Below are 17,506 nucleotides of genomic sequence, written 5' to 3' on the forward strand. Positions count from 1 at the left end.
ATGAGCGATATTGCAGGAACCCGCCCAGCCCTAAGATGGGTCGTTCACGCCTCGGTCGTGCTGCTTGTGGTGCTTTGGGTTTTCCCAACACTCGGTTTGTTGATCTCGTCATTCAGAACAGCGGACCAGATATCCAGCAGCGGCTGGTGGCGGGCGCTCTTCCCGTCGGAACAAAACCTGACTCTGCGCGCGGCGGCACCTGAAACACAAGTTTTGCAGGATGGTCTCTATGTGATCGAAGGCAATATCTTCGATGGTGATCGGGCCTCGGACATTTCGCGATGGGGTGTGAATTCCCGTGCGATTGATGCCTTTGCTCCGGGCGAAACGGCTGAGCTTCGTCGTGGCGGGACGATCACGGTTCAGGCCAACGGTGACTATCGGATGGAAAACGCAGAAGAGTTTTCGGGCAAGCGCGGCCCTCGCGTGTTTGTGACGACTACTCTGCCGCCTGAATTCACCTTGGAAAACTATGCCCATGTTCTCTTCAATGAAAGCAGTTCCGACAGTATGGGCAAGGCGTTCTTCAATACCCTGACGGTGACGATCCCGGCGACGATTATCCCGATTCTTGTCGCAGCATTTGCGGCTTACGCGCTGGCATGGATGGATTTCCCGGGGCGTGCCCTGCTGATCGCTGCGGTGGTTGGCCTATTGGTGGTGCCATTGCAGCTGGCGCTGATCCCGTTGCTGAAACTGCATCTCAATATCGGGATCGGCAAAGGATACCTGGGGGTCTGGATGGCCCATACCGGGTTCGGGATGCCATTGGCGATCTACCTATTGCGTAACTACATGGCCGGGCTGCCTCGTGACCTGATTGAGAACGCCCGGGTAGATGGCGCAACCGAGTTTCAGATTTTTACTAAACTGATCCTGCCGCTTAGCTTTCCGGCACTGGCATCCTTTGCGATCTTCCAGTTCCTTTGGACATGGAACGATCTGCTGGTTGCCAAAGTCTTCCTGATCGATGCCAGCGGTCAGACAACGGTAATGACCAACCGTATCGTCGAGCTGCTGGGTACGCGGGGCGGTAACTGGGAAATCTTGGCCACGGCGGCGTTTGTCTCAATCGCGGTGCCGTTGGCAGTCTTCTTTGCAATGCAGAAATATCTGGTTCGCGGCTTGCTGGCCGGTTCCGTAAAATAAGGGCGTGTGATGAACGTGCAGACCAACGCGACAGCATTCGAAAAAACCAAGTCGGCGTCAGATTGGTGGCGGGGCGGGGTGATCTATCAGATCTATCCGCGCAGCTTTCAGGACAGCAACGGCGACGGGATCGGAGATCTGAAGGGCATCACCCAGCGGCTTGGCTATATCGCCTCGCTGGGGGTTGATGCGATCTGGATTTCGCCGTTCTTCAAATCTCCGATGAAGGATTTCGGTTATGACGTCAGCGACTACCGCGATGTCGATCCGATGTTCGGTACTATGGCGGACTTCAAAGAGTTGCTAGATGAGGCCCATGCACACGGGCTGAAGGTGATGATCGATCTTGTGTTATCCCACACCTCAGATCAGCATCCGTGGTTTGGTGAAAGCCGCACCAGCCGAGATAATCCGAAATCCGATTGGTATGTCTGGGCCGATCCCAAGCCTGACGGGACACCTCCGAATAACTGGTTATCGATTTTTGGTGGTTCGGCTTGGCAGTGGGATGCGCGGCGTTTGCAGTATTATCTGCACAACTTCCTGACTTCGCAGCCAGATTTGAACTTCCATTGCAAGGATGTCCAGGATGCCCTGCTGGATGTGGCGCGCTTCTGGCTGGAAATGGGGGTCGACGGCTTCCGTCTGGACACCATCAATTTCTATTTCCACGACGCCCAGCTACGTGACAATCCTGGCCTGCCGATGGATCAGAGGAACTCATCAATTGCGCCGATGGTGAACCCGTATAACCATCAGGATCACCTCTATTCCAAAAGTCAGCCCGAGAATATCGCCTTCCTGGAAAGGCTGCGCGCCCTGACTAACGAATACGAGGGCCGCGCCTGTCTGGGTGAGGTCGGCGACGCGCAGCGCGGGCTTGAGATTATGGGCGAATACACCAGCGGCGATAAACGGATGCACATGTGTTATGCTTTCGAGTTCCTCGAAAAGCGGGCTTTGACGGCAGCTTACGCAAAGCAGGTTTTTGACCAGCTTGAGGACAAGGCGGGTGATGCATGGCCATGCTGGGCCTTCTCAAACCACGACGTGCAACGCCATGCTTCGCGTTGGGGTTTGGACGATGCAGCTGTCCGGCAGCACGCCGTTCTCATGATGTGCCTGCGTGGCTCAGCCTGTCTTTATCAGGGTGAGGAACTGGGCCTGCCCGAGGCAGATGTTGCGTTCGAAGATTTGCAAGACCCCTATGGCATTGAATTCTGGCCTGAATTCAAAGGTCGCGATGGCTGCCGTACTCCGATGGTCTGGACCGCACAGGACGAACAATCCGGGTTCAGCACGAGCCGTCCCTGGTTGCCAGTCAGCGCTGCGCAGGCCGAGCGGGCGGTGGATCGGTTGGAGAAAGATCCAGCGTCGATGCTGCACCACTACCGCCATGCGATTGCATTGCGTCATGCGCACTCAGCGCTGATGTCCGGCGCGCAGACAGGGATGTCACAAATCGGTTCGGTATTGACCTTCACCCGAGAGGATGAAGCCGAGCAGGTCTTCTGCGCCTTCAATCTGGGTGACTGTCCGGTTGGCGTGACCCTGCCGGAAGGTGACTGGCAAGTGATCGGGGAGGAGTTGGGCGGCGTTCGCGGGGAAAGCAACGTGACGCTGGATGCCGCTCAATTCTGTCTATTGGCTCGGGAAAAGAGGTAAACCATGTCGGAACTCAAGCTTACGGATGTGGCCAAATCCTATGGTCCTGTCGATGTTCTGAAACATATCGATCTCGAGATCGAGCAAGGCGAACTGATTGTCTTTGTCGGTCCGTCAGGTTGCGGAAAATCCACTTTGCTGAGGATGATCGCGGGCCTTGAAAAGATCACTGGCGGTACGCTTGAGATCGAAGGGCAGGTGGTGAACGATGTGCCACCTGCGCAACGCGGCATCGCGATGGTGTTCCAGTCCTATGCGCTTTACCCGCATATGACGGTGCGCGAAAACATGGCCTTCGCGCTCAAGATCGCGAAGATGCCGAGCGCTGAGGTTGATGCCGCCGTGGAGCGCGCGGCCCAGATTCTACAGCTTGAACCCCTGCTGGATCGCCTGCCCAAGGCATTGTCTGGTGGACAACGCCAGCGCGTTGCCATCGGTCGTGCCATCGTGCGCGACCCCAAAGTATATTTGTTCGACGAGCCGCTTTCGAACCTCGACGCTGCCCTGCGCGTGGCGACGCGGATCGAGATTGCACGCCTGAAAGAGGCGATGCCCGACAGCACGATGATTTACGTCACCCACGATCAGGTCGAGGCGATGACACTCGCCAGCCGCATTGTGGTTTTGGCCAATAAGGGAGTTGCGCAGGTTGGCACGCCGCTGGAACTCTATGAGACGCCAGATAACGAGTTTGTCGCGCAGTTCATCGGCTCACCAGCAATGAACCTGCTGCCCGGGACTATTACCGCGACAGGAGAGACAACAACCGTCACGCTGGATGATGGCGGCGTGGCAATCTCATCGATCCCGACGGATGCCGCTGACGAAGGCAAAAAGGTCAATATCGGTGTCCGGCCTGAGGACTTAAACATCACTGATGGAACACCAATTTATTCCGGCTTGGTGGATTTCACCGAAGCTTTGGGTGAGGTCACGCTGCTTTACTTTGCAGTCCCGGATGGACGGGAAGCCATGATTGCAAAACTACCTGGTGTTCAGCGCAATCTGCGAGGAAAAACCGTCTCGGTCACGGCGGCACCCGAAAAGGTGCATCTGTTCCACAACGGCCAGTCGATGAGGCGCTAGTCGAGCTTCGCAAGGAAGGTAGAAACTTTTTCCAGCCCTTCGCGAATGATCGACGGAGTATTGGCGTAACCGATTCGAACACAGCCTTCGAGACCCAAGGCAGAGCCCGGCGTGAACATTACGCCGGTTTCCCGCAGCAGTTTCACACAGAACTCGCGCGAGGGCATGTCGACATCGTAATGCAAAAGTGCAGTTGTTCCTGCTTTGGGTTTGACCCAGCTGATTTTGGGCTCGCTTTCGACCCATTCTTCCAGCATGGCGAGGTTGCCGCGCGTAATGGCGTGGCTGCGCGCCAGAACCTTGTCGTGGTTTTCCAGCGCAAGCGCGGCGAAATGGTCGTCGATCATGCCGACCGAGATCGTGTCATAGTCCCGATGGATCGAAACCGCTTCGATCAGTTCTGGGTTGGCCGCAATCCAACCCAGTCGCAGCCCTGCCAGCGAAAACGCCTTGGACATGCCCGCGGTTGAAATGCCTTTCTCATAAAGATCTGCAACCGCATCCGTCATGCCCGAACCTTCTTGCCCGGTACCGCGATAGACTTCATCACACAGCAACCATGCTTCAGCGGAGCGTGCGATTTCGACGATCTCAAGCAGGAACGCGCGATCCATCACCGCACCGGTTGGGTTGTTGGGGTTGTTGATGGCAATCAGTTTGGTGCCCGGAGTTACGGCGGCGCGCAGCTCCTCAAGATCGGGCAAATAAGCGTTCTCGGCCCGTAAATGGATCTGCGTCACCTCCGCGCCGATGCTGGCCGGGATGGAATAGTGTTGCTGATAGGTGGGCACGACGGCCACCACCTTGTCGCCGCGCTTGACCAGCGTTTTGTGGACCAGCATGTTGGCACCGATCGTGCCATGGGTGACGATGACATTCTCACGCTTTTGCTGGTCATATAGGTTACAAATCGCATCGCGCAGCCGGTCCGAGCCCCGGATCGCGCCATAGGTCATCTTCATCCCAAGCAATTCAGACAGATCATCCGAGTTTTTGCCGGAAAGCTTCAAAAGCTCGGCTATACTCAGGCTCTCGACGCAAGTCTCTGCAAGGTTATAGGCGCAGCGGGTTTCCCATTCATCCATCCAAATTTCGACGCCAAAGGGTTCGATCTTCATCGCGCTATCCTGTTCGACTAAGCCATCGCGCATCGTTCCCATGGCGAAGCGGCAAGGTCAACCTCGGCAGATGACCGTCATCGAACTTGCACAAGAGGCGTGTATCGTTACCGGTAGATCGCCACAGGATCACCCAACGCATCTTCATCTGGGTGAACGCCAAGGCCGGGTGTTTCGGGAAGATGCAGGTGGCCGTCCACGTTTCTCGGCCCACGCCCACCGGCGATATCGACGGTGATCATGTCCTGACAGGCCCAGACAGCATGACAATTCGCATCCGGAATTGTCGCCGCCAGATGCAGCGCTTCGGTATCCGCCAGCACAGAACCACCGGTTGCCATTACAAACATGTCAATCCCATGCGCCAGCGCGACATCGCGCATTCGGGCCGCTTTGGTAAGCCCGCCGACCCGATTGAGCTTGATGCCGAATATTTCGGCAATGCCATCGCGGGCTATGCGCGTCGCGTCCTGAAGGGTAACAAGGCTTTCATCAACCGAAACAGGCGAAGCATGTTTGCCTGAGATCGCGGCAATGTCATCCAGTGTTTCGCAAGGCTGTTCGATCATGACATTGAGGTCTTCGACCGCACTCATCACGCGTAATGCTTGCTGCCGCGACCAGCCGCGATTGACGTCATAGAGGACGATGTCTTCGGGATTGCGCAGGCTTTCCATGTCACGGATTCGGGCGATATCACGGGCCACATCGCCGCCGATTTTGACGGAATGGGCGATATAGCCGCGCTGCCGGTATCGTTCGATGACGGCGCGGGTTTCTTCGATTGTCTTGGCTCCTACGGAGGATGCGATTGGGCGCGGCGTACGCGACCCTCCCCCCATCAGATCAGCAATCGGAAGACCAGCAACCTGACCGGCTATGTCCCAGCACGCCATGTCAATCGGGCTTTTGGCGTAGAAATGTCCGGGTAGGGCCTGATCCATCGCGCGTTCAACATCCAGAACTCGCCGCGGGTCGAGGCCAAGAACAAACGGTGCCATCGTCTCGATCCCGGCCCGTATGCCGGGGCCGTGGGCGGGTACATAGGTATGCCCCCAAGGCGTGCCTTCGCCCCAACCAACAAGCCCTTTGTCGGTTTCAATCTTGACCAGCGTCGCATCCAGCTCCTCAAACTTCAATCGCCCGCCTGACAGCCAGTATGGATGCTCCAATGGCAGGTCGATTTGAAAGACAGAAATCCCGGTAATTTTCATTTTGGTTTCACCTCGACGCAGTATGTCATGCGGCATCCATCCGAGGCAGTTCATCCATTCCATCGCCCCGCCACAAGACAAAGGTCAGGATTGAATGATCGCTTGTCGTCATGGCGTGGCTTTGCCAACTTTCATGCTGGCGGGTCTGGCCCGGTCCGACAAGCTGTGCATTCCCTTCAACCTTAAAACAGGCTTTTCCAGCGAGCGTCAGGTATAGCTCTTCAGCCTGATGGCTGTGCCAGTCATACTGCAGACCTGCGCCCCAATAGGCGACATAACCGCGTAGTTGGGTCGAATGGAAATGCCCGCTGGGTCCGAACAGTTCGTAATACCCGTATCGAGACAAGAAATCCGCACCGACTTCGGATTCGGAATAGGTCAGTTTCCAGTGCGCTTGCTCAGCAGTTGCTGCAATAGCCGTAACCAATGCCTGTGTTTCGGGCGTACCGTTCAGACCAAATTTGCTGACAAGCCGGGTTGCCGGAATCTGTGCGGGCTGTAAGTCCGTTCTGGATAAATCTGTTGGCCAACCCCCAAAACCCGCCAAATCCGGGTGGTTCTGATGCAATCGCCTGGCGGCCATTAAAACATCATCCAACGTCATGGGATCACCACGATGTTTCCGGTGTGTTTCTTCGCGATGAAGGCGGTTTGTGCCTCATGCAATTGGCTTAGAGGGTAGGTTGCGGCCAGGGCCGGTTTTACTTCGCCCGCTTCGATATAACGTACAAGATTTTGCATTACTTCGGGGTCGATGACGGTCGAGCCTGTAAAGGTCAGATCGCGCAAGTAGAACGTCCGCAAATCGAACTCGACCATAGGGCCCGCGATGGCGCCCGAGCAGGTATAGCGTCCGCCGCGTTCAAGAATGCTGATAAGCTGCGGCCAGTATGACCCGCCCACCACGTCGGCAACGACCGTGATCTTTTCGTCTCCCAACGATTTGCGCAAATCATCGGGGGCGCGGGACAGGATGACATCTGGACCCAACAGGGCCACGTCGTCGTGCTTAGCCTCCGACGCCATCGCGATGACCCGCGCATTTCGGCGCTTGGCCAGTTGAACCAGAGCGCCACCGACGCCGCCAGATGCGCCCGGAACAAGAACAGTGTCAGCCGCGGTGACCTTGGCGCGGGTCAGCATGCCTTCGGCGGTTGAGTAGGAACAGGAGAAGGTTGCCAGCTCAGCATCCGAAAGTGTTGATTGGATGGCTATCGCATTGACAGCCGGGATCGTTGTGTATTCGGCAAAGCCGCCATCTCGCTCTGATCCGAAGTAGCCGGTTTTGTCCTTGTTTACCGGATCGGTCGGATCGCGCAACCAGCAATCGGTTATCACACGCTCGCCCAAGCGGTTTGGATCCACGCCGTCTCCAACTCCAACGATCTGCCCACAGACATCCGCCCCTTGAATGCGCGGAAAGGCCAGTGGCGCTCCGCCCCAGGTTGGGTCATCAGTGCCGACCTCTTCAAACGCGCCACCGGTGGTCGCATCGCTGACGGTTTTAGAATACCAGCCGGACCTAGTGTTTACGTCGGTATTGTTCAGGCCACAGGCACCGACCTTGATCAGAACTTCGCCCGGTTTGGGAGTAGGACACGGCCAGTTTTCGTGCCAGACCATCTGATCAAGATCACCGTGCCCCATGGTGACCATCGCCTTCATTGTCTCGGATTGGGCCATGCGGCAAACTCCGTCGATGCATTTACGGTGACCTCAATCAAGCGCGGGAGTGAACTGAAAGACATCGGTCCGCCCCCCCCTGAGTCGATTTGGTCTCGACACCGTATGCAAACAAAAATACCATCGTCAATCATGAATGGGACAGATGTATCAAATTTAGTTTTGGAACGGCTGGCGGAAGAACTGTCTCAGTTGACACCCGAGGCACGCAAGGCTGCGACCTATGTGCTTGAGAACCCGCGCGACGTGGGCGTATCGACTGTACGCGAAATTGCTGAAGCCGCCAATGTGAAACCCAATACCATTGTCCGAATGGCGCGGCAGGTGGGGTTCGAAGGCTACGAAGATTTCCGGGTTCCCTTCCGCGAGGCGATCCGGCGCGGGCAGGCCGATTTCCCGGAACGCGCGCGTTGGCTGCAGGATATTCGTAAGTCCGGCAATATGGGCGGGCTTTATGCGGATATGGTTCAGGACGCCCTGCGCAATGTCGAGGAGACGTTTGCCAATATCTCGTCCGAACAGCTGAAAGCCGCCGCTGAAGATATCTGGAATTCGCGTAACGTGTTCGTGCTGGGCGTTGGCGTGAACAATTCGAATGCGCGAAACTTTGTTTATCTGGCCTCGACGGGCATGGTGCAGTTTCATGCTATCCCGCGCGCTGGATCAAATCCGATTGACGATCTGGCATGGGCGGACAAACGCGATGTGCTAATTGCGATGACCTGCAAACCTTATCGGAATGAAGTGGTCGAGGCGGTGCAAGTTGCCCGAGAGCAGGGCATGACGGTGGTCGGTCTTTCTGACAGCCCAGCCAGCCCTGTTCTGCGCAATGCACAACACGGGTTCGTCATCTCGGCGGATACGCCGCAATTCTTCCCGTCATCAGTAAGTACTATCGCATTGCTCGAAACGCTTTTGTCCTTCGTCATTGCAGTGGCCAGCGACGAGATTGTCGAAAGAGTGGCGACCTTTCACAAGCGTCGCCATCAGCTAGGCCTATATCACGCGGAAGAGCCCTGATTGGATCAGGCCAATCCGCATTGGCCATTCAGCCACGCACTAGGTGACCACCATCCACATCCAGCACAGCGCCCGTGAGATAGCCATTTGTCATTGCCACTATCACAGCTTGGGCGATGTCCTCTGCCTCACCAATGCGTCCGACGGGCAGGCTGTTACCAACCTGAGCGAACATGGCCTCGCGAGCCTCATTCGACATTGCCGCGTAAGCCTCGGTCGCAACCATTCCAGGGCTGATGCAGTTCACACGCGCACGGCTTGATAGCTCCAATGCCAACCCCTTGGACAGGGCTTCGAGCGCCGCGTTCACGGCCCCAAGACCCGTTGCACCGGCAGAGGGTCGGCGGCTGAGGACGCCAGAAAAGAAGGTGATGGAGCCGCCTTCAGTCAAGACAGGCAAGACTTCACGCGCCGCCACATAGGGCCCGATAAATTTAGCCTCGAACATCGCGCGCAGGTCAGTGGTTGGCAATTCGGCGAAGGCCCCACGCGCTGCGCTTGAGGCAGAGATGACCAGATGATCTACTTTTTCAAGGCCGCTGGCCCAGGACTTCATGCCAGTTTCGTTGGTGGTATCGACCGGTGCGATCTGAACTCCGCCTCCGATGTCTGCCGCTGCTGCCTCCAGCTTGGCGAGACACCGGCTGGCGATGGTAACTTTCGCACCGAGCGCCACCGCCAGCTTTGCGGTGGCCTTACCCATGCCGCTGCTGCCGCCAATGATAACAACGTGTTTGCCGATGAGGGCCGTTTCGAAAACCGAGTTCATTGCTTTGGTTCCTTGCATGTCGTGTCTGTTAAATGAGTCAATCGATGCTGAGCACCAACTTGCCGGTGGTTTCGCCCGCCTCTAGGCGGCGATGTGCTTCCGTAGCCTTGGCGATTGGGTATGTGGTGATCTGAGGACGCAGAATGCCAGTTTCCAACAGCTTGAATACCTTGGTCATGTCCGCGCCGAATGCAGTTGGTCGGTTGGAAAAATACGTGTAAATATCGCTGACCCGCACTGAGACAGATTTCTGGAAGTGTTTCGCCAGATCCTCGGCAAAATCGCCAGCTGGCGGCCCGGCAAGGAATCCGAAGAGCACAGCCGTTCCAAGGGGAGCCAGCGCATCAAGGTCTGATTTCAAGGAGTCACCGGAAACCGGATTCAACGTCAGATCAACACCGCGCCCACTTGTGATCTCTGGCACCAGCGTGGCCACGTCCTGAGTACGATAGTCGATGACAAAATCTGCTCCTTGCGCCTGGGCGTATCCGACCTTTTCAGTGCTGACCGAAGCGATCACAGTCATGCCCAGATGCTTGGCGATGTGGAGGGCCATCGTGCCCACTCCGCCTGCAGCCGCATGCACCAGTACGGATCTTCCGGCCGCCGCACCGCCCAGATTGACCAGCATGTGATAGGCCGTCATTGCGTTTACAGGGATTGCTGCTGCGGTTTCAAAGGCGATGGTATCGGCAATTTTGGTTACATAAGGTGCACTTATTACGGAATGCGTACCATAGCCGCCCGCACCAATCGGGCCCATCCATGCGACGCGATCACCCACGGCGAAACCAACGGCATCTTTGCCCGTCGCTTCGACGATTCCGGCACCTTCAACGCCGGGTACATGGGGCAGGTCTGGCATCATGCCCTCTGGCATTTCGCCACGGCGAATAATCGTATCGATAAAATTTACCGCCCCGGCATGATTACGGATCAGGATTTCTCTGGCACCGGGCTGTGCGACAGCTTGGTCAACGCTTCGCAGAACTTCGGGCCCGCCAGTTTGGGTGATTTCTATCGCGTACGGCATCATGCATCTCCTTTTGTTTCGCAGAAGATAGCGATGACGCCATTTCGTGATAATCGTTGAATCTAGAAGGTATTATCTCATAAATAGAATTATGATCTACAACGACCTTGGCCTGTTTACTGTTGTCGCCCACCACCTCAGCTTTTCCAAAGCTGCAGATCGGCTGGGTATTCCGCTTAGCAGGATTAGTCGCAGGATTGCCATGTTAGAGGATCATCTGGGCGCTAAGCTATTCGAGCGCACGACAAGGCAGGTGCGCCTGACCGAAGAGGGGCGCCGTCTTCTGGATCGTTGTCAGGATCCGATTGAAGCGCTTCAGCGTGTTGCGGGTTTTACCGATGACACGCGGCACCACACGATCCGCATTACGGCCCCACCCTTGGCAGCTCGTACAACGATTGGGCCAAAGCTGGTGGATTTCGCCGAACAAAATCCTCAGGTCCAGCTTGAACTGACGACGACTAACATCATGCTGGATTTTTTCGCGGACAATATCGACCTCGCCTTTCGGGTCGGTCCGCTTGCGGACTCCGGTCTTGTTGCCAAGCGGTTATGGTCAGTTCCATATTGTTTTTGCGCAGGGCAGGGCTTCATTCGAGAGCACGGACTTTCGGGACCTTTGACGCGACCGAAGTTCCAGACTCTTCCTGCGCTGATGGCGGGTCAACCTTGGGTACTGGAAACGGGAGAGACGGTGAATCCAGCCCACATAGCCCATAATATTGGCGACCTTGATGTCATAGCACAGGCCGCTCGTCGTAATCTGGGGATAGCGATGTTGCCTAAGGATATGGTGGAGGGCGATCTGCGACGACTGGAAGTTGAGAATACTGTCCCGCTGACTCGAGACATGTATGCGGTTTATCCCAGCCGTCGCCTGTTGCCCGAGCGTGTCAGGAAACTGATCGATTTCATGGCGCCGAGATAAATCCTACCAATCAATTTGCACCCCATCCCGAAAGAAACCACCTGTTGGACCGTTCACGGGGAGTGTTGCAGCCCACACGACGCCCTTGGCCCCTTCGGACACCGGGCGACCACCCCCGCCCATGTCAGTGGCGACCCAGCCGGGGCACACTGCGTTGACAAGGATGCCTTCGGGTTTCAAATCAGCCGCAGTCTTGATGGTCAGTGCATTGAGCGCCGTTTTCGAGATGCCATATCCAGGAGTGCTGGATGACATGCCTGTCAGCGCTCCTGAGCCGGAAGACACGTTTACAATCCGGGCATCATGACCATTTTGAAGCAAAGGAACGGCCGAAATGGTTGTTGCCCAGGCTCCGAAGAAGTTGGTCTCGAAAGCACGGCGCACGCGCACCAGGTCGGCGCTGAGCGCGTGCTGATCCGTGTCGTAGTCAACGCCTGCATTGTTTACCAGTATGTCGAGATATCCGTATTCGGAGTTGATCTTATCAAAGGCAGCGTTGACCGAGCTCTGATCGGACACGTCCAGTTGCAAGGCCTTAGCTCCATGCCCAATCTCTTCGGCCGTGGCTTGTCCTTTTTGCGGGTCGCGCGATGCTACCAAAACAAATAATCCATGATCGCGGGCCAGTTGTAGGGCGACTTCTTTGCCGATGCCTCGATTGGCTCCGGTCACAAGTGCGATACGTTGTTCGGTCATGAGGTTTCCTTTGAATTTTCGTCAGTTAACCGAAAGCAAAGCCTAATAGTGAGATTGCCAACATCGCTCTGGCAAGGCAACCGGCGCGCAACGATTCGGCGTTAACTGATGTCAGTTGGCCCCGGCCCCGCGTTCACCGGCGAGGGCGACGAGACCACGGTCGCCGGTTTCCCAAAGAGCGGTCATTGTCATCGCTGTTACAACCCAGCGGTCACCTGTTTTTTCCAGCACATAGTCATAACGGCCGCCCAAAACCCATAGGCCATCGTCAAGACGGTGGGTGGCGGTGAAATCAGCCTGCGCTGTCGCGGCGATTTCTGAAACTGAGGTGATTGCGTGGTTGGTCACCATGTGATGCGTGCTGTCGAACCCGGGCAGGAAGGCGGCCCAGCCCGCAACAAGTTCGTCAGCGGGTTGGGTTGCCGGGTCTCCACCCCAAAGGCTGGTGTAGTCAATGGTGACGTGATCGGCGAAGGCATCCCTTACACGGGTCCAATCATGCCGGTCTGCGCCTGCAGCGATATCCGTTAGGGTGCGGGTGATGTCGGTTTGATCGGCCAATGCAGGGCCTCCAATCATTGTTATGGCGGTGAGCATGGCGATGAGGGATCGTTTCATATCCGGGTCCTTTGTCAGAGTTGGACAAAGCAACGTACGTTGCTGCGCCTGCTTCATTCATTAGCCAAGCGTTCAGGCACGGGCGCTAAGGTGTATTGCGACCAAAAAAACGTATTCGCCGCATCCTGATCGGCACTGAGATTGGTGGCCTCGACGATCTTGCCGTTCTCGATCCGGTAAACCAGAGCCCAGATGGTATCGACATTCGGCTTACCTTCGGCGTTGGACCAGCCTCGGTGAATATCTACAACATGGGTTTCATCCGCGCCAAAGTAGATCGGGTCAGCCTGAAACCCAGCTGCGCCCAACTGGGCGAAGAAGGCCAAAACTTCATCCCGACCGTTTTTGGTGCCGCTCAGCGGATGGCGGCCGGGAATGTGCCATTGTACGTCCTCGTCCATGACTGCGGCGATTCCATCAAGGTCGTTCGAGCCGTAAGCCGCAAAAAAGTTCTGAACCACTTTCATATTGTCTTCGGGGGTATCGGCCATTGCGTTGCCTCCCATAACGGTCGCGACCGCGAGTGCTAGTTGAAGTTTTCGGGTCATTAGGGTCTCCAAGGGAATGAGGCGTCGGATAGCGAGGTCCGACGCCTGATCAGCAGGATCAATTATCCAATCCGGCGCGGAAGTGGTCGGCAACGGCGTCGGCCGCCCGTGTCACGTCCTCGGGGTTGTCGTAGAAATCGAACTGCGTGACATCCTCGAGCCACTGCGCAGTCGCGTCACCGGCAAATCCGGCAAGGAAGGTCTGCACGCCCTGCGGGATCGCTGCGCTTTCAGAGTGAACAATGGTCAGCGGTTTATCCAGACGCTGTGGGTTGTCGGCGGGATGGTAGGTCAGCCAGCCTTCCCAGCCTGCATTGTTCCATTTGTCATCATATTCCGGGATCGCCCCACGGTCCGCCTCATAGTAGTAGCCACCGATCGGCATCAGCACGCCTTCGGCACCTTCTGGACCCGCGGCAGGAATGATCTGGCCCCCGGCGGCTTCGGCAGCCCGAGAGACTTGAAGCAAGCCGGCAACACCTTCTGCGCCGCCGTAGACGGCCTCAACAATTTCGGCGTTCTGCAGCCAGGGAGCAACCAAACCAAGTCGCTGAACCAGCGGGTTGCCCGAGACGGCATCGACCATATAACCCGCTGAGGCGCAGATACCCAGCCCATTGATGTGCTCGGCGTCCACTTCTGGCAGGGTCGCTATGAATTCGATCGCTGCCTTGATGTCCGAGGTCTTGGCTTCGGGGCTTTCGACAAAGCGCGCTTGGTTCGGCAGATCGCCGGATTTACCCCAGCCCCGGAAATCGAAGGTGAAGGCGGCAAATCCGCGTTCGGCCATTTCCCGGGCATAGTTCGCCGGCATCTGTTCTTGTACCGAGGTCCAGGCCCCTGTGACCACGACCGTTGGCAAAGGTGCATCGCCGCGTTCTTCGGGTAGGTACAGTGTGCCGGATAGGGTGGCACCTTCATTCTCAAAGGTGACAATGCGGGTTTCGACCTGTGCGACGGCAGCTGTCGAGGCCATTAAAGCCGCAGCGGTATTCAGAGCGAGGGTTTTCATCGCGATATCTCCCAAAGTCTGTCTGGATGGGCGCAAGCCCGATGACGAAAGAGATACGTTGCCGGAGGTTCACTTGATTGCACCGGACTGCTGTGTTTTTGAATGATCCTGCATCAAGCCATGTTGGCCGCGCGATAAGCCTTGGGGGTTTGTCCCACCACCTGTTTAAAGCTGCGCGTGAAATGAGCCTGATCGGAAAAGCCACATTCCAAAGCGATATCACCCAGAGGACGCTGCTGGTCTTGCATCATCTTCATCGCCTGTTCAATTCGGTAGGCCATGACATATTGCATCGGGGTCGTGCCCAACGTCTCTTTGAACATGCGTGCGAAGTGCGAAGGGCTCATTCCCGCCTCGGTCGCGAGCTGCTCAACGGTTATGGTCTGATCCAGCCGGTTCTGTACAAAGGCCAAAACGCGCTGGTAATGCCGGGATGTGAAGCGGGATGACAGCTGAACATCTTCGATCCGGCGTTTTCCATATTTCTGGAGCAGTTTCACTAGGAATACGCGGCTCATGGCTTCGAACATCACGACCGAAGACATGTCGGTCGATTCCAATGCGTCACGCAGTATAACGCCAGCCGTGCACAGATCAGGGTCCGAGAACTGCGGCAAATCCCGAAATTGCTGCGGGTCAAGCAGCATGCCCAGCTCGGACTGAGCAAAGCGTTCAACCTTAGCCGGGTCCAGCGTGATAACGATGACATCAGACGTCGCGTACCATTGCCAACCCGATCGCATACCAGCCGGAGTGACGATGATTTCATCCTTGTGAAACATGAAATCCCGCAACTCACCATCCCTCCAGTTCCGAACTCTGTGCGGAATGGTCTGGAGATTGAGAAGCACGTGATGCTCTTTGAAAACATCCTCGGGCATCTGATCCGGCTCAGCCCGGAAATACCGAACGGACATCAACCCTGCAGCCGAAGGCCGCTCGATCGCATCGCTGTTTAGTAAAGGTTCCGAGGGGTAAATGTCCGCATATCTCGAAGGCAATCGTCGGCTCCCATAGTGTACCTGGGCAATTCTCGCTGGCGTCGATCGCACACGGTTGAAAACATCCAACAGGGGTGCGAACCCATGGAGTGGTTCCGTGGCCACCTGCTTCTCGCAACGCAGCCGTAGCGTTCGGGTCGACGCTTAGAGAATTTTCAAGATTGCGGTCGCTGAATCAAGACGGAACACGATGCCCGACGAGAAACACGCGCTGCCGTTGATCCGAGAAAATAGTCCATTGCCGATGGGTGATGCGCTCCGACAACAATCAAATCAGCGCCGATTTCACGTGCGAACTCGGTAATGCGCAGCCCTGGCTTTCCCGTTTCTACCTGGCAGTTTATATCGGTCGCTTCTCCGGCGATCGACTTTAGGGTTCCCATGATTTTGTTGGTCAGATGGTTCTCGGATTTCACTGTCACGAATTCCGCTGTAAAACCCGGGATCTGTTCCAGAACTGTAAGTAGTGTGATCTTTCCGTCAGCTGCCAAAAGCTTGCGGGCAGTGGTGATTTTCTCGGCAACCAACTCTTCATGATCAATGGCAACGGGGATCAATATGGATTTATACATGTAAAGCACTCCCAGTGAGTTTCGGCGATGTCAACGAGCAGGGCTTGGTGCATCATAACTTGATAAGTACTTTCAGAATTAAAGGTTCTGATCTGTTGCCCAGGACCCCGCCCTGCCTTAGTGGCCAAACACCTCGAGCCGCGCCCATTCTGGACCTCGGTTCAAGAGAAAGACGGCCACCGCATATGCAATGGCCGCCTTGAGGTTACTATGCGCTGCGATACAGTTTTGTCATCGAGAATTCCCGATGTCCCAGCGCCTCTGCCGCGGTGTTACGGCCGTTTGCTGTCCTGCGGATCATATCGATCAGAGCATCACCAGCCTGATCGATGGTTTGTTCGCGCCGCAAGATGCCTGAAACATCAACATCCACATGCTCGCCCATGGTGCGCACTGTACGCGGGTTCGCGGTGATCTTGATGACCGGAACGATCGGGTTGCCCACCACGTTGCCCTGACCTGTCGGGAAGGTATGGATCACAGCACCGCCCGCCGCCATCAGCGTCACACATTCCGCCGCAGCTGATGAACTGTCCATGAAGTAGAGGCCTTTGCCCGAGTTAGGTTGCTCGGCAGGTTCCAGAATGTCGATATACTGCGAAGTCCGGCCGATCTTTTCGAGGTTGCCAAGCGCCTTTTCCTCAATGGTGGTCAGGCCACCTTCGATGTTGCCCTTGGTTGGCTGACTGTCGCTGAGGTCATCGGTCTGATGGGCAAAGATTACATCGTCCTGATAGGCTTTCCACATCTTGTACCAGCGTTCGCCCACTTCTTCATTGATGGCGCGTTTCTGGCAGATATGTTCCGCCCCGGTGATTTCCGAGGTTTCACCAAAGAACCCGGTGATCCCTTCGGGCAGCAACTTGTCATACATGTTGCCAACGGTTGGGCAGGACCCCAGACCCGTTGTCGTGTCGCTTTCACCGCATTTGGTCGAAATCCAAAGCTCGTTGATCGAGCATTCCTCGCGCTGGACCTCGGTGGCCTTGTGAACAAAATCCTTGGCGGCCCATGAAGCGCGCCGGATGGTCTCGAAGTCACCGTTCTGTTCGATTGAGAACTCTGCCACGTCCTTGCCGGTCTCGCGGATGCCGTCGGCAATGCGTTTGGTCCAACCCGGCTCGATGCCGATCACCACCACCGAGTGGACATTCGGGTTGGCCCCTGTGCCAATCATGGTGCGGAAATGCAGCTCGAGGTCCTCGCCGAACTGAAGGCGGCCATAAGCGTGTGGGATTGCCAGCGTGCCCTTGACGTTGTTGGCGACTGCCTCGCAGGCGGCGTTGGAAATGTCATCGACGGGCAGGATCAGCACGTGGTTGCGCACACCAACCCGGCCGTTTTCGCGCCGGTAGCCCATGACAGTCATGTTTGAATATTTGCTCATGGTATTA

Annotated in this window: 18 protein-coding genes; 5 read left to right on the forward strand and 13 right to left on the reverse strand. The window is 56.4% G+C overall.

Going from position 1 to position 17,506, the window contains the following annotated elements:
• The 3 genes from ACRZ96_RS05320 to ACRZ96_RS05330 are packed head-to-tail and all read left to right on the forward strand — an operon-like array spanning position 1 to position 3,900.
• The gene (locus ACRZ96_RS05320; RefSeq protein ID WP_170392558.1) at positions 1-1,149 is read left to right on the forward strand and encodes a carbohydrate ABC transporter permease; all 1,149 of its coding nucleotides are present in this window, start codon (positions 1-3) and stop codon (positions 1,147-1,149) included.
• A 9-nt stretch (positions 1,150-1,158) separates the two neighbouring features.
• Complete coding sequence (locus ACRZ96_RS05325; RefSeq protein WP_480814299.1) at positions 1,159-2,814, forward strand: alpha-glucosidase; 1,656 nt, start codon at positions 1,159-1,161, stop codon at positions 2,812-2,814.
• A gap of 3 nt (positions 2,815-2,817) precedes the next feature.
• A complete protein-coding gene (locus ACRZ96_RS05330; protein ID WP_480706948.1) occupies positions 2,818-3,900 on the forward strand; it encodes an ABC transporter ATP-binding protein in 1,083 nt (360 codons plus the stop codon).
• On the opposite strand, the gene ACRZ96_RS05335 is transcribed toward ACRZ96_RS05330, so the two are convergent.
• The 4 genes from ACRZ96_RS05335 to ACRZ96_RS05350 all read right to left on the reverse strand — a co-directional run bounded on the left by ACRZ96_RS05335 (position 3,897) and on the right by ACRZ96_RS05350 (position 7,915).
• Positions 3,897-5,018: an aminotransferase gene (locus ACRZ96_RS05335; protein ID WP_480706989.1), complete on the reverse strand. Its 1,122-nt coding sequence runs from the start codon at positions 5,016-5,018 to the stop codon at positions 3,897-3,899. The two genes, ACRZ96_RS05330 and ACRZ96_RS05335, sit on opposite strands and share 4 nt — an antisense overlap.
• Positions 5,019-5,125: 107 nt before the next feature.
• Positions 5,126-6,232, reverse strand: a complete 1,107-nt coding sequence (locus tag ACRZ96_RS05340; protein ID WP_480706947.1) for a mandelate racemase/muconate lactonizing enzyme family protein — start codon at positions 6,230-6,232, stop codon at positions 5,126-5,128.
• Positions 6,233-6,257: 25 nt separating this feature from the next.
• A complete protein-coding gene (locus tag ACRZ96_RS05345) occupies positions 6,258-6,815 on the reverse strand; it encodes a dimethylsulfonioproprionate lyase family protein (RefSeq protein ID WP_480563556.1) in 558 nt (185 codons plus the stop codon).
• A 17-nt stretch (positions 6,816-6,832) separates the two neighbouring features.
• The gene (locus ACRZ96_RS05350) at positions 6,833-7,915 is read right to left on the reverse strand and encodes an alcohol dehydrogenase family protein (RefSeq protein WP_255611785.1); all 1,083 of its coding nucleotides are present in this window, start codon (positions 7,913-7,915) and stop codon (positions 6,833-6,835) included.
• Between the two features lie 132 nt (positions 7,916-8,047).
• Between ACRZ96_RS05350 and ACRZ96_RS05355 the strand changes: the two genes are divergently transcribed.
• Positions 8,048-8,935, forward strand: a complete 888-nt coding sequence (locus ACRZ96_RS05355) for a MurR/RpiR family transcriptional regulator (RefSeq protein ID WP_170392553.1) — start codon at positions 8,048-8,050, stop codon at positions 8,933-8,935.
• Between the two features lie 28 nt (positions 8,936-8,963).
• Here ACRZ96_RS05355 and ACRZ96_RS05360 read toward each other — a convergent pair whose 3' ends face one another.
• Positions 8,964-9,704, reverse strand: a complete 741-nt coding sequence (locus ACRZ96_RS05360; protein ID WP_480814300.1) for an SDR family oxidoreductase — start codon at positions 9,702-9,704, stop codon at positions 8,964-8,966.
• A 37-nt stretch (positions 9,705-9,741) separates the two neighbouring features.
• A complete protein-coding gene (locus tag ACRZ96_RS05365; protein ID WP_223116904.1) occupies positions 9,742-10,737 on the reverse strand; it encodes a quinone oxidoreductase family protein in 996 nt (331 codons plus the stop codon).
• Positions 10,738-10,828: 91 nt separating this feature from the next.
• Between ACRZ96_RS05365 and ACRZ96_RS05370 the strand changes: the two genes are divergently transcribed.
• Positions 10,829-11,665 (forward strand): LysR family transcriptional regulator, encoded by an 837-nt coding sequence (locus ACRZ96_RS05370; protein ID WP_223116903.1) that lies wholly within the window; start codon positions 10,829-10,831, stop codon positions 11,663-11,665.
• Positions 11,666-11,668: 3 nt separating this feature from the next.
• On the opposite strand, the gene ACRZ96_RS05375 is transcribed toward ACRZ96_RS05370, so the two are convergent.
• The 7 genes from ACRZ96_RS05375 to ACRZ96_RS05405 all read right to left on the reverse strand — a co-directional run bounded on the left by ACRZ96_RS05375 (position 11,669) and on the right by ACRZ96_RS05405 (position 17,499).
• Positions 11,669-12,361, reverse strand: coding sequence for an SDR family NAD(P)-dependent oxidoreductase (locus tag ACRZ96_RS05375; protein ID WP_480706943.1), 693 nt, complete (start codon positions 12,359-12,361; stop codon positions 11,669-11,671).
• A 111-nt stretch (positions 12,362-12,472) separates the two neighbouring features.
• Complete coding sequence (locus ACRZ96_RS05380; protein ID WP_480706942.1) at positions 12,473-12,979, reverse strand: nuclear transport factor 2 family protein; 507 nt, start codon at positions 12,977-12,979, stop codon at positions 12,473-12,475.
• A gap of 53 nt (positions 12,980-13,032) precedes the next feature.
• Positions 13,033-13,527 (reverse strand): nuclear transport factor 2 family protein, encoded by a 495-nt coding sequence (locus ACRZ96_RS05385; protein ID WP_480439098.1) that lies wholly within the window; start codon positions 13,525-13,527, stop codon positions 13,033-13,035.
• A gap of 58 nt (positions 13,528-13,585) precedes the next feature.
• The gene (locus ACRZ96_RS05390; protein WP_170513551.1) at positions 13,586-14,539 is read right to left on the reverse strand and encodes an alpha/beta hydrolase; all 954 of its coding nucleotides are present in this window, start codon (positions 14,537-14,539) and stop codon (positions 13,586-13,588) included.
• A gap of 113 nt (positions 14,540-14,652) precedes the next feature.
• Positions 14,653-15,456, reverse strand: coding sequence for a helix-turn-helix transcriptional regulator (locus ACRZ96_RS05395; RefSeq protein WP_480814301.1), 804 nt, complete (start codon positions 15,454-15,456; stop codon positions 14,653-14,655).
• Between the two features lie 239 nt (positions 15,457-15,695).
• On the reverse strand, positions 15,696-16,112 hold the full coding sequence (locus tag ACRZ96_RS05400) for a universal stress protein (protein ID WP_170402133.1): 417 nt from the start codon (positions 16,110-16,112) through the stop codon (positions 15,696-15,698).
• Between the two features lie 208 nt (positions 16,113-16,320).
• Positions 16,321-17,499, reverse strand: coding sequence for a UxaA family hydrolase (locus ACRZ96_RS05405; RefSeq protein ID WP_170392544.1), 1,179 nt, complete (start codon positions 17,497-17,499; stop codon positions 16,321-16,323).
• Positions 17,500-17,506: the final 7 nt, after the last annotated feature.

The sequence above is a fragment of the Ruegeria sp. CF1 genome, from assembly GCF_056537445.1.